Source organism: Frankia sp. EI5c, from assembly GCF_001636565.1.
In the GTDB taxonomy this organism is placed as follows: Bacteria; Actinomycetota; Actinomycetes; order Frankiales; family Frankiaceae; genus Parafrankia.
Map to the genome: position 1 here is coordinate 96,160 of NZ_LRTK01000001.1, position 18,987 is coordinate 115,146.

General features: G+C 73.4%; 14 protein-coding genes and 2 pseudogenes. 10 read left to right on the forward strand and 6 right to left on the reverse strand.

All coding sequences use genetic code 11. From position 1 onward, the window contains the following. Window positions 1–260: 260 nt before the first annotated feature. The 4 genes and pseudogenes from UG55_RS00400 to UG55_RS30755 form a co-directional block, all read left to right on the forward strand. Entirely contained in the window at window positions 261–1,319 is a 1,059-nt protein-coding gene (locus UG55_RS00400) for a phospholipase A2 (RefSeq protein ID WP_066061041.1), read from the forward strand. A 141-nt stretch (window positions 1,320–1,460) separates the two neighbouring features. Then, window positions 1,461–2,195 carry an SDR family oxidoreductase gene (locus UG55_RS00405; RefSeq protein WP_066061044.1) on the forward strand — a complete coding sequence of 245 codons (735 nt, stop codon included), beginning with the start codon at window positions 1,461–1,463 and terminating at the stop codon, window positions 2,193–2,195. 173 nt (window positions 2,196–2,368) lie between these two features. Next, a partial coding sequence (locus UG55_RS30750) for an aldo/keto reductase (protein WP_242423511.1) occupies window positions 2,369–2,893 on the forward strand: 525 nt, incomplete at its 3' end. Between the two features lies 1 nt (window position 2,894). Next, window positions 2,895–3,358, forward strand: a pseudogene (locus tag UG55_RS30755) (aldo/keto reductase); the annotation flags it as partial. Between the two features lie 185 nt (window positions 3,359–3,543). On the opposite strand, the gene UG55_RS29025 reads toward UG55_RS30755, so the two are convergent. The 3 genes from UG55_RS29025 to UG55_RS00425 form a co-directional block, all read right to left on the reverse strand. Further along, on the reverse strand, window positions 3,544–4,452 hold the full coding sequence (locus UG55_RS29025) for a hypothetical protein (protein ID WP_066061050.1): 909 nt from the start codon (window positions 4,450–4,452) through the stop codon (window positions 3,544–3,546). 24 nt (window positions 4,453–4,476) lie between these two features. Beyond that, entirely contained in the window at window positions 4,477–6,915 is a 2,439-nt protein-coding gene (locus UG55_RS00420; RefSeq protein WP_066061327.1) for a hypothetical protein, read from the reverse strand. 153 nt (window positions 6,916–7,068) lie between these two features. Then, on the reverse strand, window positions 7,069–7,782 hold the full coding sequence (locus UG55_RS00425; RefSeq protein WP_066061053.1) for an HAD hydrolase-like protein: 714 nt from the start codon (window positions 7,780–7,782) through the stop codon (window positions 7,069–7,071). 293 nt (window positions 7,783–8,075) lie between these two features. On the opposite strand from UG55_RS00425, the pseudogene UG55_RS30760 reads away from it, so the two are divergent. Further along, a pseudogene (locus UG55_RS30760) lies at window positions 8,076–9,308 on the forward strand (ATP-binding protein); the annotation flags it as partial. 1,408 nt (window positions 9,309–10,716) lie between these two features. On the opposite strand, the gene UG55_RS00435 reads toward UG55_RS30760, so the two are convergent. After that, window positions 10,717–12,030, reverse strand: coding sequence for an amidohydrolase family protein (locus UG55_RS00435; RefSeq protein WP_242423513.1), 1,314 nt, complete (start codon window positions 12,028–12,030; stop codon window positions 10,717–10,719). An 843-nt stretch (window positions 12,031–12,873) separates the two neighbouring features. On the opposite strand from UG55_RS00435, the gene UG55_RS30765 reads away from it, so the two are divergent. Together UG55_RS30765 and UG55_RS00440 are read left to right on the forward strand one after the other, a co-directional pair. Further along, a partial coding sequence (locus UG55_RS30765; RefSeq protein WP_242423514.1) for a thioesterase II family protein occupies window positions 12,874–13,076 on the forward strand: 203 nt, incomplete at its 3' end. A gap of 1 nt (window position 13,077) precedes the next feature. Continuing rightward, window positions 13,078–13,644, forward strand: a complete 567-nt coding sequence (locus UG55_RS00440; RefSeq protein ID WP_313954566.1) for an alpha/beta fold hydrolase — start codon at window positions 13,078–13,080, stop codon at window positions 13,642–13,644. A 72-nt stretch (window positions 13,645–13,716) separates the two neighbouring features. Here the strand turns inward: UG55_RS00440 and UG55_RS00445 are convergent, their stop codons facing one another. Further along, on the reverse strand, window positions 13,717–15,798 hold the full coding sequence (locus tag UG55_RS00445) for an NAD-binding protein (protein ID WP_313954567.1): 2,082 nt from the start codon (window positions 15,796–15,798) through the stop codon (window positions 13,717–13,719). 212 nt (window positions 15,799–16,010) lie between these two features. Between UG55_RS00445 and UG55_RS00450 the strand changes: the two genes are divergently transcribed. From UG55_RS00450 to UG55_RS00460, 3 genes are all read left to right on the forward strand, one after another. Further along, a complete protein-coding gene (locus UG55_RS00450; protein WP_066061333.1) occupies window positions 16,011–16,883 on the forward strand; it encodes an oxygenase MpaB family protein in 873 nt (290 codons plus the stop codon). Between the two features lie 324 nt (window positions 16,884–17,207). Then, a complete protein-coding gene (locus tag UG55_RS00455; protein ID WP_066061062.1) occupies window positions 17,208–17,459 on the forward strand; it encodes a hypothetical protein in 252 nt (83 codons plus the stop codon). A gap of 189 nt (window positions 17,460–17,648) precedes the next feature. Then, the gene (locus tag UG55_RS00460) at window positions 17,649–18,086 is read left to right on the forward strand and encodes an SsgA family sporulation/cell division regulator (protein WP_066061065.1); all 438 of its coding nucleotides are present in this window, start codon (window positions 17,649–17,651) and stop codon (window positions 18,084–18,086) included. Between the two features lie 207 nt (window positions 18,087–18,293). Here the strand turns inward: UG55_RS00460 and UG55_RS30770 are convergent. Then, window positions 18,294–18,987, reverse strand: a 694-nt coding sequence (locus tag UG55_RS30770; RefSeq protein ID WP_242423515.1) for a sensor histidine kinase, incomplete at its 5' end; no start/stop codon positions are given.

Sequence of the window (18,987 nt, forward strand, 5' to 3'; positions counted from 1 at the left end):
GTATCCAATCGGTCGGGGCAGGGCAGGGCAGGGCAGGGCATGGCGGGGCGGTTGGGGGTGCCTTCCGCCACGGGTACTCACCGGCCCTCGCGGCGGCGCGCGACGGGCACCACCCCACCGCGCTGTGAACCCGGTGCTGTGACCCGGAGCTGCGGGACAGCTTGTTGTGCGAAACCCGACAGGTCGGGCATCGCACAGCAGCACACGTTTCACAGCGGTTATTCCCGGTCTAGGTTCGACTGGTCGAAAGGACGCGGATCATGTCGAACCGTCGGTGCCCCGCCGTGCGAGGACGGCTGGCGCGCAGTCCGGCCGTCCTCGCCACCCTGGCGCTCGGGGCGCTGATCGCGGGCTGCCAGCCCGGAGCGGCGCCGGTCAGGGGCGCGGAGCCGACCCCGTCACTGGTCGTCGCGGGGGTGGAGACGACCTCTCAGCCCGGCGGCGGCGCGGACCGAACCCCGACCTCGGAACAGGACGGGTCACCGGGCCGAGGCGGGACACCGGGCCAGAGCGGGCCGTCGGCCAGTGCGTCGCCGCGGCCCGCCGGCACACCGTCCGCGGGCGCGGCGACCCCTGAGGACTGCCACCAGGTGGGCGGCTTCGACGTATGCGGGCCCATCTACCGGCGGTACGCCCAACTGGGTGGCCCGACGGGTTCGCTGGGCCGTCCCGTCGGCGAGGCGAGGTCGGCCGGCGGTGGGCGCTCCCAGCGCTTCGAACACGGCACGGTCGCCGACAGCCCGTCGACGGGCACCCACGTCGTCGCCGGGCCCGCGGCCGACGCCTGGGCGGAGAACGGAGGGGCGGGAGGCCGGCTCGGGTATCCGCTGCTGGACCCACGCCCCGCGGTCGGCGCGGAGAGCGTCAGCTACTTCCAGGGCGGCGCCGTGTTCGTCACCGGTGGGGAGACCGACGTCCATGAGGCACCCGGTGGGGAGGTACCTGCCGTCGACGTCCCCAGCGTCCACGGGCTTCCGCTGGCGGACTTCGTCACCGTCCGGCGCGCCTGGGCGGCCTACCCGCCGGCGGGTGACCTGGTGTGGGCGACCGACGGGTGCAGCGGACCGACGCCACCCGCGGTGGACACCCTGTTCGCCGACCCCTGTCTGCGCCACGACTTCGGCTACCGCAACTATCTGAACGGCCCGCGGGTCGACCCCACCCAGGAGCGCAGGCTCGCCGTCGACAACCAGTTCCTCGTCGACCTGCGCGCGACCTGTGTGGCGGCCGGCGAGCCGCAGGTGAACTGGTTCGGCGTGATGATGCCGTGCCAACGCGCCGCCCAGGTGATGTACGACGCGGTGCGCGCCTTCGGTTAGCCGCCCGACCGGACCGCTTCAGGCCGCCGCGCCCGCCGGGCGGGATGCCGGCGAGGCATCGCCCTGCCATGGTTGTGGGAACCCCCGGCTGGCTGCTGATCGGACCGCCCGTCCGCCGGCCGAGAACCAGAGAGGCCGAACATGAAGATTGCCGTCATCGGTGGTACTGGGCGCATCGGCTCTCAGGTGGTTCGTATCCTGGCGGCGGGCGGGCACCAGGCGGTGCCGCACTCGACTTCCAGTGGCGTCGACCTGCTCACCGGTCGTGGGCTTCCCGAGGCGTTGAAAGGCGCCGACGTCGCCGTTAACCTGGCGAACTCGCCGACTTTCGACGACGCCTCGCCCGCCTTTTTCCAGAAGACCATGGAAAACATGCTGGCCGCCGCCGAGGCCGGCGGTGTCGGCCATGCGGTAATCCTCTCCATTGTGGGCGCCGACCAGGTTCCGGGCCTGGTCTACTACCGGGCAAAGGTGCTGCAGGAGGACATTCTCAAGGCCGGCCCGGTGCCGTATTCGGTCGTCCGTGCCACGCAGTTCTTCGAGTTCGTCGACGTGGTGCTTTCCTGGACCGCTGACGACAACACCGTCCGCCTGCCGGCCACGCCCGTGCAGCCCGTCGCCGCGGCCGAGGTCGCACAGGCCGTGGCCGAAGTGAGCGCGGGCGCTCCCCTGCGGGGCACCCGAGATGTCGCCGGCCCCGAGGTGTTCGCACTCGACGAGCTCGGCAGGATCACCCTGGCCGCGCGCGGTGACCAGCGCACGGTCGTCACCGACAACAGCGCCGGGATGTTCGCCGCCGTCCCCGGCAACGCTCTCGTCGCCGGGGACGGCGCCGTCATCGCCAGGACCTCCTATCGTGAGTGGCTCGCACGCTGATTCGCCCGCGCCGGCGCGCCTCGCCCGCGCCCCTCGCCCGCGCCGGCGCGCTCGCGCGGACGGCCCCGTACCGCCGACGCGGGTGCCCGGGTGCGGCTTCTGGCTAGAGTCATGAGCCGGTGACCGTCCCGGCGAACGCCCGGGCACCGCTGCGGCGGAAAGGTGCTGATCGCGTGGAGTACGTCAAGCTCGGGTCGACCGGCCTGGAGGTCTCGCGGATCTGTCTGGGCTGCATGAGCTACGGCACGCCGGGCGAGGGAACGCATCCGTGGTCTCTGGACGAGGAGGCGTCCCGGCCGTTCTTCCAGCGCGCGCTCGACGCGGGGGTCACCTTCTTCGATACCGCGAACGTCTACTCACTGGGCCGCAGCGAGGAGATCACCGGCCGGGCCCTGCGGGACTTCGCCCGCCGCGACGAGATCGTGATCGCCACGAAGGTCCAGGGCCGGATGCGACGCGGCGCCAACGGCGGAGGACTCTCCCGCAAGGTCATCATGACCGAGATCGACGCGAGCCTGCGCCGGCTCGGTACCGACTACATCGACCTCTACCAGATCCACCGTTTCGATGACTCGACCCCGATCGAGGAAACGCTGGAGGCGCTGCACGACGTCGTCCGCGCGGGCAAGGCTCGCTACATCGGCGCGTCGTCGATGTACGCGTGGCAGTTCGCCAAGGCGTTGTTCACCGCCGAGCGCNACGGGTGGACGCGCTTCGTGTCCATGCAGAACCACTACAACCTGCTCTACCGGGAAGAGGAGCGCGAGATGCTCCCGCTGTGCGCGGACCAGGGCATCGGCGTCATCCCGTGGAGCCCGCTGGCCCGCGGCCGTCTCACCCGCGACTGGGCGACGACCACCACCCGCACCGAGAGCGACGGCTTCGCGAAGACGCTCTACCAGGACGACGACCGGCACATCGTCGACGAAGTGGCCAAGATCGCCGCCGAGCGTGGCGTGACCCGGGCCCAGGTGGCGCTGGCGTGGGTGGCCCACAACCCGGTTGTGGTGGCGCCGATCGTCGGTGCCACGAAGCCGCAGCATCTCGACGAGGCCGTCGCCGCGCTCGACCTCGCGCTCACCGACGAGGAGGTGGCCCGGCTGGAGGCGCCGTACCGCCCCCGCCCCGTCACCGGCATCTCCGTCCCGCCGCGGCGCCGCTGAACGTCGGCGCCCGCCTGCCGCACTCACCTCACGCGCCGCCCGTCGGCCCCGCGCCGACGCCGAAGTCAAGATTCGGCGAAAGGAGACACGGCGAGCTCTTCAGCCATGCGAACGGAACAACCGCTCGCCCCCCGAAACATAGCCGGCACCGTCAGAACACGCAGCAGGGTCCTGAGTGCGCCGTCTCAGCCGAACGTCGGGTCGGGGCTGTCAGGGAGCTCCGGGCCGGGCCCGAAATCGTGCGGTAGGTCGTCGACGGGGCTGAACACATCCACGTCGTTGAAGAAGTCCGCGGCGTGGTCGGATCCGGGACCAAAGAGCTCGTCCGGACCATTTGGGAACCCGGCATCGGTTCCGTGTTCGGCCTCGTTCCCGGCCCCGTCCTCGGTTCCGTGTTCGGTTCCGGGTTCGGCCCCCGTCTCCTGGGGCGTGCTGGAATCCCGGCCTTGGCTGGTTCCGTGGTTGATCTCGGTTTCCTGGCTGGCCTCGGTTTCCTGGCTGGCCTCGGTCGTGTGGCCGGTGCCGGTGCCGGCGCCGGTGCCATCGCCGTTGGCGGTGCTGTGGCTGCTCTCGGTTGGGGGGCCGGGCTCGTCGCTCTTCTTCACCGCGTCGGGGTGCTTCTCGCTGTCGGCTGTGTGGACGTCCGGGTCGGCGGACTTGGCGCCGTGGGGATCCGAATCCGGGTGGTTGCTCCTGGCCATCGCCGTGCCCACGTTCGACGTCGCGGTCGGTCCGCCGTGGGTGTCGGCATCCCAGCCGTCATCCCAGCCCTCGCCCCATCCGTCACCCCAGGCGTCGTCGGCGTGCCTGGTCGGCTCGGCGGGGTCCGCCTCACCACCGTCACCGTCACTGACTTCTCCGTGCGCCGCGCCGTCCTGGGCCGGGTCGCCGGGGGGCGGGTCGCCGTGAATCGCGCCGTCGGAACCGGCGAGTGCGGCTGCGGCCACCAGTGCGGCTGCGGCGACCGCACCGCCGACCGCCGCACCGGTGGCTCCCGCCGCCAGCAGTGGCGGGAGGCCTGGGTCGTCGTGGCGGCCGGCGTAGGTGTCGACCTGGGCGCGTGCCCGGTCGAACTGACTGGAGAAGATCGACATTCCTGCCCCCCGCGGATCAGCGGATCAGAAGTCGGCGAACCGGGGTGTGCTGACCGCGTCGCGGGCGGCGCGCAGATGGTCCGCGATCGCGCCGCGGCCGACCCGGATCCCGGAGTTCGCCGGGTAGCGCCGTAGGACGTCCAGTCGGGCGAGTCGGCGGGCGACCTCCCGCAGCACCGCCTCGCGGCTGTCGGCGGGCGCCCCCCGCAGCTGGAGGGTCAGCTGGCGGGCGGTCTCCCAACGCGATGCGAAAAGATTCTCGGTCAGGACGTACCCCAGCACCGGCAGAGTGCTGGTCACCAGGGTGTTCCAGCGGTCGATCACGGTCGCCCAGCCACGGGCCGACTGCGCGCCGACCGCTGCCGTCCGTTTCTCGCCCTGGGTGTACCGGCTGTAGACCTGGCTGGCGCCGGACACGAGGAAGACCGGGTTGAGCAGGGCCGCGACCCCGAGGGACACCGCGGCGCTGGTGTAGTCGGGCCGCGGCAGCGCCGCGGGGTCGAGGTCCAGCAGCCGGGACACCTGTGCGGCGAGCTGGCCGGTCTCGGCGGCGGCCCGCTGGGCGGGCGCGAGTGCCGCGCGCAACCGGCTCTCCTGGGCCTTCAGCCAGGCCGGCTCCCGCCCGCCGGTCAGCGGCTCCAGCAGCCGGGCGTCGCGGTGCCGCACGAACGCCGGCAGGACGGAGCCGACCTGGTCGAGATGGCGCTGCAGCTCGACCAGGCCCTCGGCCAGGGTGGCGGCGGCGCGGGCCCGCTCGTCGTCGTCGGTCGGCAGCGGCACCCTGCTGCCCAGGTCGGCGGCGGAGCCGTCGCCCAGGAGCACCGCGTGCAGCTCGTAGAACGGGCCGAAGATGGTGTAGAGGAAGTAGTCCTCCTCCAGGCCGGCGGCGGCCCGCAGCATGTCGGGAACACCGCGCGGGTCGGCCAGCGCGTTGCGGCCGGCGACGAGGTCGGTGTGGACCGCCCGCACCAGCTCCAGCTGCCCCGTGATCGTCACCTCGCCGGAGACAGCCGCTACGCGTAACTGCGCGCGCGGTACGGCCGGGGTGCCCGCCGCGGATGTTCCCGCGATCTCGTGGATCTCGGTGAACGGCAGGAGCAGGTCCACTCCCGGACCACGCACACGCATTCCGTCGGACGCGACGGCGCAGGCGACGGGGCGGCCGTCGGCCAGTTCGGCGGGGTAGGGGCCGGCGGCAAGTGTCAGCTCGGCAGCGGCCCGCACCGCCGGATGCTCGTGCAGGCGTCGACCGAAGACCACCGACTCGCTCTGCACCGTGACCGGCCCCTGGTCCGGGTCGAAGATCACGAAGCGTTCGGCTGAGCCGGCGACCCGCAGTCGGGAGTCCGTCAGGTCGAACCGGGCGACGACCCGGGAACTGTGCACCTCCTGCAGTTCGAGGTTGACGTCGTCGAGTACGCAGTCCAGCCGGGCGACCTCGGGCTCGCCCGCCACCCCCCGGGCGGAAACGGGAGCGGACGTGCCCACCGCCGCGGGCCTCGTGGCCGGGTCCGCGTCCTGGCCGGGTGCCGGGGCGGGAGTCGGGCCGGTGCCGGCGGCCGTCAGGAAGGCGTGCAGCACCTGCGGGGTGACCAGGTGCAGGATCGCGCCGGTGATGAACCGGCCGTCCAGGACCGCGCCGCCCCGCAGCCGCGCGGCGGTCGGGCCGGCCGCGCTCAGCTCGATGCGGTTGCGGGGCCAGTCGACCAGCGTGCGTCCCCGCGAACGCAGTTCGAGCCGCCCCCCGCGCACTACTACGTACGCCGCGAGCTCCGGCGCTGACCCGGGCCCAGGCCCAGGCAGGGGCCCGGGGCCAGTGACCGGTCCAGGCCCGGGCCCGAGTCCGGGGCCAGCGACGGGTCCAGGCCCGGGCAGGGGCGCAGGCCCAGGTACTGGTCCCGGCACGGGCTCGGGCACGGGCCTGGGCCCCGTTGACCCGGTGCCGGCCGTGGTGGCCGCAACCCCCGAACCGGGCCTCCCATCCCAGGCGCCGGGGGCCACACCAAACCCGTTGCCCGCCCCGGTCCCGCCGCCGGCCTCGGCTGCCGCGCTGGCGGGATCGTCCTCGAACAGCGGTGTCACCGACACTGCGCACGGGCTGACGAACAGCGTCGACGCCGCGTCCGCGAGCAGCCGCCCCTGCAGACCGGTGAGCGCCGCGAGGGCCTCCGGCGGCAGTGGCGCGCTCGATGCGCTCAGCGTCCGCCCGGCGGGCAGCCGCAGGTCGACCACGAGGCGGCTGCTGTAGTCGACGAGCTCGACCGTCGCGTCCGGGTCGACGGCTGGTTCCAGGGTGGTGACGGTCGCGGCGCTGAGAACGTTCGTGTCATGGACGTAGACCGCCGGGTGATCGGTGAGCAGCACCCGGCGGTTGCCCATCAGCGAGAAGCCGCTCGAGGCCTGCTCGCGGAGGGGGAACCATGCGCTGTCGAAGACGATGCGGCCCAGGACCGGGTGGTTCACCGGTGCCGGGCTCGGACCGCCGGCCAGTCGCCCGGCCAACCGCGGCGTACGCCCCACCGCCGGACCCTGGTCCGGCGGTGGGCCCTGGAATGCCTGCATGCCCCGTCCCGTCCCCCGCTCGCTTCGTGGTCTTGCCTGTTGCGTCCGGTCCGGTCACCACCGGGCCGTCCAGATGCTCCCGAACGCGGCGTGGCGGAATGCGGCCAGGTCGGTCAGGTCGGGCAGGACCGCGTCCGCGCCGGCGGCCGCGAGCTCGGCCGCGGTGGTCTCCCCGGTCGCGACCGCGACCGAGCGCACCCCGGCGTCGTGCGCGCCCTGCACGTCGTAGGGCGTGTCGCCGACGACGACGATCCGTCCCGGCCCGAACACCTGCCCGTAGACGGCTTCGGCGCGCGCGACCGCCCGTCGGACGAGAACCGCCCGGTCAAGCCCGTCGTCGCCGTAGCCGCCCACCGTGAGGTCGAGATGTTCGGCCAGGTCCATGGCGCGCAGCTTCGCCTCGGTGACGGAGCGGAGGTTGCCGGTCACCACCGACTGGGTGACCCGGTCGGCCGCGAGGCCCGCGACCGCGGCCGCGGCGCCGGGCAGTGGGCGACCGATCTCCCGCATGCGCCCCTCCAGCGCCCGGGCCGCCCGCCCCATCGCCTCGTAGAGTGCGGCGAGGGTGCGCTCATCCGTCGGCGCGTCGTTGAGCCGCAGCGTGTCGAGCAGGATGGCCCGTTCGGTGCGGCCCGTCGTCGCCGCCCGTTCCCGCAGCGGGCGGCCGATCGTCGCGGCGAAGGCCGCCGCGTGGATCTCCCGCCCCAGTGGACGGATCGTCAGCAGGGTCGCGTCGATGTCCCACAGCACCAGCGCGGGTTCAGCCACCGCGCCATGATTTCACGAGCCGGTGCGGCGGCCACGGTGAGGACTTCGCGGCGGGCGACAGTGCGGTGGTGCGGTGCTCACCGTGTCCTTCTGGGTTCGGATGCGGTCGGCCCTGGATCGCCGGATCGCGGGCATGGCAGGGTGGCCTCATGCAGACGCGCGACGGGGGCGCGGCGGATGGGGCGCGTCCACGGGGCAGAGGCGTCGTCGCGCACGGCCGGGACCTCCTACGGCCCTCGCCGCGGCCCGGAGTTCTCCGGCCGGCGGTTCCAGGTGAGCCGACCACATCCGAGGTGGCGCTGGCCCCGGTGATACCGCTGCCGCGGTTGGCCCGGCGGTTGCGCTGGGCGCGAGCCGGGGGTGCTCCGGAGCAGGCGGGCGAGTGGCACCGGGGGGCGTCGTCGCGCGCCGGCCAGGCGCTGGAGCGTTCCGCGGTCCGGGCGCTGGCTGTCCTGCGGGCCGCGGTGTGCGTCATCACCATGATCTATCTGGCGCTGTGGCATGACTGGTACGGCGAACACGTGCCGGGAGCGGTCGCGTTCGTGGTGTTCGCTGCCGCCTGGGGCTTCTGTTTCGTCGTGTGCTGCCTGCGTCGTGGTGTGTCACGGGAACTGGCGCTCGCCACCGTCGTCGCGGCAGCCGTCCCGGCTCTGCTCAGCACGTACTGCCTCCCGCCGCCGTCGATCGGTGACACTGGGAACTGGGTCATGCTCGCCGTCCTGCACGCGGGGCTGACCGCGGCCTGGGCGCTGCCACCGCGGATGTTCGCCCTCGCCGCGGCCGGCCTGGCGGCGCTGGTCGCCGTCGGCGGGTATCAGGGGCGCCCACAGGTGTTCACCGCGATCACGTTCACGCTGGTGGTGCCGGTGCTGTTCGCGTTCGCCGCGCGGCGGCTGCGGGCCGCGGCCCGGCGGGCCGACGACCGCCTGACCTCGGCGATGCTCGGCCACCGTGCCAGGGTGCTGGTGCTGACGCTCGACCAGGACCGCCGGGAACGCCAGCGGGTCCTGCATGACACCGTCCTCAACACGCTGACCGGGCTGGCCTGGGGCGGCGGGGATGACGTCGCGCTCGCCCGCCGCCGGTGCGCGTCGGGCGCCGACGCCATCCGCCACCTGCTCGCCCACGACATCGGCCCGCCGGCGGTGGGGCTGGACGCGGCGCTGGCCGCGGCCGTGGCCGAAGCCGGCGACCGTGGCCTCGTAGTGCACCTTGAGGGGGCGGCCCCGCTGGCGGACCCCCCGCCGGCGGAGGCGGGCGAGCCGCCGCCCGCGGTTGTCGCCGCGCTGGCGGCCGCGACCGGCGAGGCGCTGGCGAACGTGGAACGCCACGCGGGCACCGGCGAGGCCTGGGTCGACCTGGAACGGGCGGCGGGACGGCTCACGATCCGGGTGCGCGACCAGGGGTCCGGTTTCCAGCCGGGTCGGTGGGCACCGGATCGTCTCGGCGTGCGCCAGTCCGTGCTCGCCCGGGTCCGTGATGCGGGTGGCCTCGCCGTCGTGGACTCCGCGCCGGGGCGGGGAACCNCCGTCACGATGCACTGGCCCGACGCCGCGCCGCCCGCTGCCGGCGTGCCCGCCGCTGGCCCGTCCACCGCCGTGGTGCCGGGTAGGTCCTCGCCGGGCCGTGAGCAACAGGCCGGCGCCGAACTGGTGCGTGAGATGACCGCCGCCGAACTGCGCCGGGACTACGCCACCGGGCTGCGGGCTGCCGTCGCCGCCGTCGCGGTCGCCTGGCATGTGCTGATGCTGGTGCCGCTGCTGGCCACCCTGGGGCGGGTCCACGTGCCGGTCGCGGCGGTGGGGGTGTGGATCGTGCTGGGGGCGGCGACCCTCGTCATCGCCGCGGCCGCCCGGCGCCGGCCGCTGACGGGTGCGGAGACCGTCGGAGTGACGGCGGTGTCGGTCGGCGCCGTGCTGGCGAGCGTGAACGTCCACAACCCGGACCTGCTGCGGGTTGTCAACTGGCCGCTGATCATCGTGGCGTTGCTGCTGGCCTTCGTGACCGCGTCCAGGCCCGGCCCGCAGGCAGTCGCCGCGGCCACCGTCGTCCTCGCCGCGGTGGTCGTGACCGTGGTCAGCCGCGGAGCTACGGACGCGCTGACGTTCTCGCGGCTGCTGGTGCTCGGCTACGGCATCCTCGGGCTTCAGCTCATGGTGGCCATGATCGGGCCGCTGTTGCGCAGGACCGCTGACACCACCGCCCGGGCCGCCCGGGCCGAGGCCGAGACGCTCGCCGGGCAGGACTCGGACGCGATGATCCGCCGGGAGCGGGAACGCTGGCTGGGAGCGATCCGCGACGAGGTGCTGCCGACGCTGGACGCGCTGGCCAGCGGGGCCGCCGACCCTCGCGACCCGGCCTGCCGGCAGCTGTGCGCCCGGCAGGCGGCGGGTATCCGGCGCATGCTCGCCCAGGAGGGCTCGGGAGCGACGCTGGCAACGCTCGCGGCGGATATCGAGGCCGTGGTGGCGGCGGCCCAGCGCCGGGGGATGACCGTCGAGGTACAGATCGCCGGCGAACCCGGCAACGGGCCGTTCGGCGTGCCGCTCGATCTGCGGGCGGGCGTGGTGGACCTGCTCGACCGCACGCTGGCGATGCTGCCGGAGAACCGGGCGTTGCTGACCATGTGGAGCGGTGCCGGCGGTGGCAGCGTGTTCGTCTCCGCGGCCTGGCCCGGCGATCGTCAGCCGCCCGTCCTAACCGGCCCCGTACAGGCGTTCGTGGACGTCGATGATGGGCGGCTGACGGTGGAGCTGCGCTGGCAGACCGCGGCGGGCGGAGCTGCACCGGCCGACCGGGTCGCCGCGCCGACCGGGTCGCCGACTGGATCGGGCTGACCGGATCGGGCTGACCGGATCGGGCTGACGGGTGCGGGCTGACGGGTGCGGGCCGAGCGGCGCGGGCATGTCGGCCCGCCGGGAGGATCCGCCCTGGTCAGCCCAGCCGGGCGGCCAGGGCGGGGAACAGCCGGAGGGCGTTGTCGCGGGCGATCGCCGCCCGGGTCCGCCGGTCCAACATGGGATCAGCGCGCAGGGCGGCGATGCCGTCCCCCAGGGTGGCGGCTGGAACGGCGTTGTAGTCGGAGCCGAAGAGGATCTGGTGGGCGCCGGCCGCGGCGAGCAGGCTCGGGGTGGCGTAGGGCGACATCGGCCCGGCCGTGTCGTACCAGAAACGGCGCAGCGCGGAGCGGATGACCGCGGGCTCGGCCCCGTACCCCAGCGCGCGGCCGAGCGCGAGCCGCCCCGCGATGTAGGGGAAGGCGCCGCCGCCGTGGGCGAGGATCCACCGGATGCGCGGATGGCGGTCGAGCGCGCCGGAAACCACGAGCTGGACGGCAGCGCGGGCGGTGTCCGCCGCGTAGTCCACCAGGAAGGCCGGCACCGCGATGGGCGTGGCTCCGGGCAGGTCGAACGGATGGACCAGGGCCACGCCGTGCCGGGCGTTCAGTGCCGCCAGGACGGGTTCCAGGGCCGGGTCGCCCAGGTATCGGGTTCCGGCGTGCGTGGTCAGCAGCACGCCGTCGGCGCCGAGGATGTCATAGGCGCGGTTGACCTCGTTGACAGCGTCCGCCGCGTCCAGCAGCGGGATGGTTGCGAGCCAGCCGAACCGCGCCGGGTGCGAGTGGGCGATCTCGCTCAGGCTGTTGTTGGCGACCGTGGCCAGTTCGAGGGCCAGCGCCGCCGTCGGGGTGAAGGCGGCGGGAATGGCCGCGGAGACGAGCGCGAGCCCGATCCCGTACTGATCCATCGTGCTCAGCGCGGTGTCGACATCCCAGTCGGTCGGCAGCGGTCCACCCGTCGGTGGGATGACTCCATGCGCGACCAGCCATTCGCGGACGGGCGCCGGCATCATCGGGTGGTGGTGCACGTCGATGAGCGGCGGGAGCCCACCCGAGGGCCGGCCCGTGGAGGTCGGCTGGTCTGAGATCGCCTGGTCCGGGACCGGCTGGTCCGGGTCGGCGCGGCGCGGGGGGGCAGCCACAGCGGTCCCGCCGGTCACGACCGCCGCGCCGGTCAGGACGCCGGTGGCGGCCAGGAGAACTCCCCGGCGCGAGGCGCCGGATGTCCTGGAGGTGTGGGTGGGAGTGCGGGTGGGAGAGGTCCCGTCGGTCGCGAGCGTCCGCTCCGGCGCGGGCGGCCCGGCCGTCGCCGCCTCGACGGCCGGCCGGGTCCTGTGGACGGCCCACTCAGCCTCGTGATCGCTCGTATCCGCGTGGCGGTTGGCCATTTCTGCGTCACGGTTGAGCATCGCGGTGTGGTCCTTTCGGAGCGCGAGCGGTGGAACAGGTGCACGGGGGCTCGCGGGGCAGGGCGGTCCTGCCGCCGGTGGCTGGCGAACGCGCCGGGTTCCTTGTGTCGGCCAGGAAGGTCGGAACCGGGGCGGGGAGGAGATATCAGGCCGAGGGTGCCGGCAATCAGTCAGGCCGAATTCCCGGATAACCGGTTGAACCGAGTGCGTTCCGGGGTTGCCGGACCCGTTTTTCGCCGGTGGGTGTTCAGTCGCCCGCCTGCTCCGGTGCCGCCGGAGAATGCCTCCGTCAGGCGGCACTGACGGGCGCCGGCAGACTGAAGATGCACACGACCCCCCCGGTCAACGCGGTAGCCGCCGGGCCGGTGGTGCGACGCGCCCGGCGGCGCGGCGGTCGGGCCAGGTATTGCCCGTGGCCGGCCGCCTCCTAAATCATAGATCTTCGCGGCCCGTTGGGGAACCGTTGTTGCGTGTTTCGGCGGGCTGTGCGGGATTTCAGCGCGGTCCTCGGTCGGATCGGTGTGGGTCTCGGGCGGAATTTCCCGTCAGGGTGCCGGGATCTTCTGGCCGTTTGTCGGGTTTTCTCGAGTGGTCCCGTGGAGTGTTTCGGTAAACTCGCCTAATATATCCGGGTCATCCGGTATTTTCTGGGTTGCCAAGGTTGGGGGTTGTGGGGAGAGACGTCCGGCAGGCTCCGCGGCAGTCGTCAGGCGACGGGCGGACAAGTGGCCCGAAGGTCTGAATGCGTGGTCTGATGGTGATGGAGGCTGTCTGGCCGGTTCGGTGACGCATGTCCCCGACCGGTGCCCGTCCCTGTCAGTCCGCGGTTGGCTGTTTATACAGATGGTGGTGACCTTGAGCGGCGACGTCGATCTCTGGATCCGGCGGTTCAACCGAGGCGGCGAGGCGGGGCCGCGGCTGGTGTGCTTCCCGCATGCGGGCGGCGCGTCGACCTTCTTCCACCCGCTGTCGGTGGCGCTCGAGGACACCGCCCAGGTCGTCGGGGTGCAGTATCCGGGGCGTCAGGACCGGCTCGGCGAGGCGCCNCTGACCAGCATCGCCGCTCTCGCGGACGCGATCGCCGAGAGACTCCTGCTCCTGGGCGACCGGCCGATGGCCTTCTTCGGCCACAGCATGGGGTCCATCGTCGCGTTCGAGGTGACCAGGCGGCTGGAGGCGACGCCCGGTGCGCCGACCCCGCTGATCATCTTTCCCTCCGCCCGCCCCGCGCCGTCCAGGGGACGGCCGGGCAACGTGCACCGCGGTGACGACGACTCCGTCCTCGCCTCGATCGCCGCTCTCGGCGGCACCGACCAGCGCCTGCTGGCCGACCCCGAGCTCAGGAAGATCATTCTCCCGGCCACCAGGGCGGACTACCAGGCCATCGAGAGCTATCACTGCGCGCCGGGGGTGACGGTCGGCGTCCCGCTGCGGGCGATGATCGGGGACAGCGACCCGGCGGTGAACGAGGCCGAGGCCCTGGCCTGGCGCGAGCACACCACCAGCGAGTTCGATCTCGCCGTGCTTCCGGGTGGGCACTTCTACCTCACCGCACAGATGGCGGCGGTCGCCGACCGTGTCCGAGCGGGCCTGCTGGGCGTCGCCGCCGGCTGAGCCGCCGGGCGGAAGGTGGCGGCGGGCCGAGCTGGGCGCACCGCCCGACGGTCCGCGGGGCCGCGAGAGCGGCTACGGGGTGTGCCCCGTGGGGGAGTGCCGGTTGCGCCGGACCAGGTCGATGATCTGGGGAACGGGGCCGACGACGACCAGTTCGTCGCCCGTCCGCAGGCGGGTGTGCCGCCCGGGACGGTAGTCCGGCGCGCTCCGGCCCGTCCCCGCGGGGGAGTCGCCGGCGGTGCCCGCCGGGTTGGCAGCCGTGCCCGTGGTGCCCGCCGGGTCTGCCGTGGAACCGGGGTGGTCGGAGGGGATCACGGCCAGAACACGGGTGCCGAGGGCCAGCTCGGCAAGGGTCGGCCCGGCCAGGCCGCCGTCGGCGCGCACCGTCATCCGCGCTACCAGGAACGGTGTGTGCTCCACGTAGAAGGCGCTGATCACCTCGTGACCCAGGACGGCGGCGAGGAAGTGCGGCGTGGCCAGCGCCGTCGCGCTGCGGGCCCGGTGAATGCCGAACCGGCGTTCGACCTCGTCGACCATCGTGGCGTCGAAGACCCGCATGACGATGCGCAGCGGCGCTCGGGAGTCCCTGGTACTGGAAGGCGAGCCCGATCCAGAGCCCGGTCCCGAGGCCGAGGCGGGAGCCGAGGACTCCCGGGCTGACAGCACCGTCTCGAGGTTCGTGTGTCCGTCGCTGGTCATCGCCGCGATGGTGGCGGCGTGCTCCAGCCCGGCCTCCAGCAGGGTTGAGCGGACCGTGGCGTCCCCGATCACCACCGGGACGCCGCGTTCGTGGGCCACGGGCAGGTAACGGTTGTTCCTGTCCCGCTCGATGACCACGAGCGGGTGGCCGGCGCGCAGGATGCCCTCCATCGTGGCCACGCCGACCGACCCGAGCCCGCAGAGGATCACATGGTCACGGACCGTGCCCGCACGCCCGAGCCCCAGCGTCCGCTCCAGCCGCCGACCGACGATGACGTTGGTGATGAACGCGTAGACCACAGCGACGGACACCGCACCGAACACCATCAGGCACACGCCGAAGGCCTTGAGCCAGGAGTCCGCCTGGCTGAAGTTGTAGTCGCCGTAGCCGACCGTCACCGCCGTCTGGACGGTGAGGTAGAGCGCGTCCAGGGCGTTGAAGTCCGGCGGCGCGGCCGGGTTGTGGTCCCGGTAGGTCAGCGTCAGGGCGACGGTGCTCACCAGCAGGACGGCGGCGACGAGGGCCAGCGCGTGCCGGAACGGCCGGTCGAGCTCCGCGCGCACGGTGGCGAACAGCGCGCGCAGCCGGCCAGCCCCTACCTGACGGTGTTGCCTGGCGCCGCGGGTGCGCCGATCGGCGCGGCGCGCGGGTCGGGCCCCGCCGTCCCGCGACCGGTTCGCGGTGAACGCGCGGCCGGTGGCTCCGAGCGAGGCGAACAGCCGGGCGTCGTGCGCCTGCCGCGCCGCCAGCCCGCTGTCGCGCAGGTCGCCCAGCCGGCCCATCACGATCAGACGGTCGCCGGGCGCCACCCGGACGTCCCGTGGCGGGCACGTCACGGCCTGCCTCCCACCCGCCCGTCGCAGCGAGATGGGCGTCAGGTCGCCGTAGCCGACGCGGAAGGGCCCCTCGGCGGTGACCTCCTCGTCGACCACGGCGAAGATCTCCCCGGCGGCGGCCGTGGCGTCCAGCGCGAACGCGTGGACGACCGTCGACCGCACACACGCCTCGACGAAGCCGGGGGCCGCCAGCTCGCCGAGGCTGCGCACCCTGACCTGGGCGAAGGCATCCTGCAACTGGCCGCCGAGCTGCGGGTTGTCGATGCTGGCGACGATTCTGGTCCGGGGGGCGCCGTCGGTCGCCACGAGGCAGATCCGCAGGTTCTCCAGGTCGGTCCCGTGGCAGGCCACCAGCGCCAGCGCGCTGTCGAGCCCCGCCTGGCGCAGGGCCTCCGGTAGCCGGGCGCTTTCCGGGACGAGCGCCACGCCCAGCCGCTCGAGCCGCCGCCGCAGGACGGGGGAGTCGTGATCGTCGACGACGACCACCCGCAGACCGGCGGCGTCTAGCTGCTCGACGATGCTCAGCCCGAGGTCGTTCAGGCCGCACACGATCACATGGCCGGCGTCGGCCGCCCTGGGGACCTCCCCCCTGGCATCTGGCAACCCGCTCGCTGCCACACCGGTCTCCGTCNCCCCGGCCTCCGCCATACCGGCCACTGAACCATCCCGGGTCCCGGATTCCAGGACCCACGGCTCGCCCGCGCCATCCCGGTACGACGGCCTGTGGGACGGTCCGGTCACGGATGAACGCTCCGCGCCGCGTTGCTCAGGCGCATGATGGAACGGTGACGCTGCCCGGGTTGNGGATCGAGAACAAGCGGATCAGCAGGTTGCGGATCGACGCGGAGCCCCTGCGCACCCGCCTGGCGGGAGAGGTGTTCTCCCGGGTCGCCGGTACCAGCGGCCCGGAGAGACGGGAGCGGATTTTCGGCGCCGAGGGGGAGCGCTGGTTCGGCCCCAGCCGGCCGATCCGCCGGGTGCATGGCGACTCCGCCATGTTCGTCGGCGGCCTGCGTGCCCTGCTTCTGCAGTCCCTGCACCCGCTCGCGATGGCCGGGGTGGCGGATCATTCGGACTACCGACACGATCCCTGGGGCCGGCTGCAGCGGACCAGCTACTTCCTCGCCGTCACGACGTTCGGCCCGGTGCACGAGGCCGAGAAGGCCGTCGCCCAGGTGCAGGCGGTGCACCGGCGGGTCCGCGGGGTCGCGCCGGACGGCCGCGCCTACTCGGCCGGCGACCCGCACCTGATGCGCTGGGTGCACGTGGCGGAGATCGACAGCTTTCTCGCGGCCCACCAGCGGTACGGCGCGGTCCGCCTCACCCCGGCGGAGTGCGACGGCTACATCCTGGACGCCAGCCTCGTCGCGAACAGGCTCGGCGTGCCCGACGCGCCGCGCTCCCGGGCCGAGCTCGCCCAGCAGCTCGCCGACTTCCGGAGCGAGCTGCGCGGAACTGCGCAGGCCCGGGCGGCGGCTCGCTACCTGCTGCTGCGTCCGCCGCTGCCGGCCGTGGCCAGGGTTCCCTACAGTGCCCTGGCGGCGGCGGCCGTCGGGCTGATGCCGGTGTGGACGCGTTGGCCGCTGCGGCTGCCGTACCTGCCCGCCGCGGAGGCCACGTTGGCGCGGCTGGCCGGGCAGGGGATGGTGTCGGGCATCCGCTGGGCCACGGCCCCGCGCGAGGACGAGCCCGTCCGGGGATGACGCCTGTGCGAGGTGACGCCTGCAAGCGGAGCGTGAGTGCGGGTGGGTCGCCAGGCAGGCGCGGCCCCCTCACGGACGCGCCTGCCCGACTGGCCGGCATCCGTCGTACCCGTATGCCGGCGGACGCCCGACCCGAGCCTGGCGCGGCCCCGCGCGTCGGCGAGGTTCGTGGACGTCCTCGTGTGAAGTACGCGGCGCGGCCCGGGCTCCCGCGACCGTCGCGGATTTTCTTCGCCGGCGGCCCGGCCGCGGGCGTGGGCGGGTGGCGCCGGGCGGGCCGTTCCTCCCGGGTAGCGCGCGGCGGGGGTGGGTAGGTGATCGATCATGCTGAGTTGGCTGCGCCGGAAGACGTCCGTCAGGAACGGTCAGGAGGGGGCTGACAGCTCGTCCTGGAATCCGACCGGGTGGTGGTGGTGCCTGGAGCACGACCGGGTGGAGAACCCTCCGGACGCGCCCGGCCACCGGCGGCTCGGCCCCTATCCGAGTGCGGCTGACGCCGAGAACTGGCGTGCCGGAGTGGAGCGCCGCAACGACCGCTGGGAGGAGGAGGACCGCCGCTGGGCCGGCGACCGCTGACGCGCCGCGGGCGCGCCGCCACCAGGAGAGTGGCTGGTGGATGGCGCTGTCCCGCGGAGCAGGGTCGTTGGTACCCCGCCCCGGCGACAAAGGCCGGATGATACCGGGCTTGCCTGGATGACACCGTTCTGTAACGACACCAGTCGTGTGTCTCCACACAACACCAGTCGCCGGGGGTGGGAGGGCCTGATGAGCCGCCGTCCAATCGTGTCAGAGGCCGTGACATGGGAGTTCAACGCCACCTATCTGGCCGAGAACGGTGAGCGGGTACCGCTGCCGACGAGCCTGCGTTACGACCCGGTGGACCCGGTCGCGATCACCATGAGCATGTGGGTCACTGATCAGAAAGCCGTGGTCTGGACGTTTGCCCGCAGGCTCTTCGTCGACGGCGCCCGGCGCTGCGCGGGGCTGGGTGACGTCCGGGTCCGTCCGCTGGTGCGCGACCGCCGTCGGGTGCTGCTGGTCGAGCTGTCGAGCCCCGGGGGGCACGCGCTGATCGAGCTGCCCGCGAACCGGGTCAACGACTTCATCGGCCACACCTACGACCTGCTTCCCGCCTCGGCGGAGGACGCGGTGATCGAGCGGGATCTGGAGCAGCGGGTCCTGCGGGGGCGCAGCCGCAGCTGACCTTCCTGCGGCATCCGGACGTCCGGACCAGCCCGCCTCTGGACGTCCGGCCCCGGCCGGTGGGCGACGCACTCTCCCGAACGATCCCGCCGGGATGTGTCGCGCCGCCGGCGACGCGGGCATCGCGAATGCCGCGGGTGTCACGATGCCGGGGCTGTCACGATGCGGCAGGTACGGTGGTTCGTCGTCGCGTGACCTCGCGCCGACCTACAGGGGCGCGGTCCAGCGCAGGTGGGTGCCACCACCGGGCGGTGTGGTGAGAGAGCAGGTCCCGCCGACGATCTCCGCCCGGGTGCGGAGGTTGTCCAGTCCGCTGCGGCGGGTCGAGTCGCCGATGCCGACGCCGTCGTCCACCGCGTCGAGGGTGACGCTGTCACCGTCGACGGCGAGCCGCAGCTCCGCGGTGCTGGCGCGGGCATGCCGGGCGGTGTTGGTGAGCGCCTCGCGGGCGACGGCGATGAGATGGTCGGTGAGCCGGTCGTCCAGCAGTGAGTCGAGCGGTCCGCTCAGTGTGATGGCGGGGGTGAAGCCGAGCGCGGGCCGGACGTCCTCGGAGATCTCCTCCAGCGCGGTGCGCAGCCGGGCGACCCGGGTCGGGTGGGCGCTGCGGAGCTCGAAGATGGTCCGCCGGATGTCCTTGATGGTGGCGTCGATGTCCTCGATGTAACCGGTGATGCGGTCGGAGTTGGACGGGTTCTCGTACTGGGCGAGGTCCTGCATGCCCAGCGCGACGGCGAAGAGCCGCTGGATGACGTGGTCATGCAGGTCGCGGGCGATGCGGCCGCGGTCGGCGAGGACGAGCAGGCGTTCCTGGTCGGCTTTGGCGTGCGCGAGCTCCAGGGCGATCGCGATGTGGCCGGCGAAACTGGTGGCCAGGGTGAGGTCGGTGTCGGTGAAGGCC

Bases quoted from the DNA above. Each gene is read 5' to 3' on its own strand.
- UG55_RS00460 (WP_066061065.1), top strand. From the start codon at position 17,649: ATGAGCCGCCGTCCAATCGTGTCAGAGGCCGTGACATGGGAGTTCAAC.
- UG55_RS00405 (WP_066061044.1), top strand. From the start codon at position 1,461: ATGAAGATTGCCGTCATCGGTGGTACTGGGCGCATCGGCTCTCAGGTG.
- UG55_RS00400 (WP_066061041.1), top strand. From the start codon at position 261: ATGTCGAACCGTCGGTGCCCCGCCGTGCGAGGACGGCTGGCGCGCAGT.
- UG55_RS29025 (WP_066061050.1), bottom strand. From the start codon at position 4,452: ATGTCGATCTTCTCCAGTCAGTTCGACCGGGCACGCGCCCAGGTCGAC.
- UG55_RS00435 (WP_242423513.1), bottom strand. From the start codon at position 12,030: ATGCTCAACCGTGACGCAGAAATGGCCAACCGCCACGCGGATACGAGC.
- UG55_RS00455 (WP_066061062.1), top strand. From the start codon at position 17,208: ATGCTGAGTTGGCTGCGCCGGAAGACGTCCGTCAGGAACGGTCAGGAG.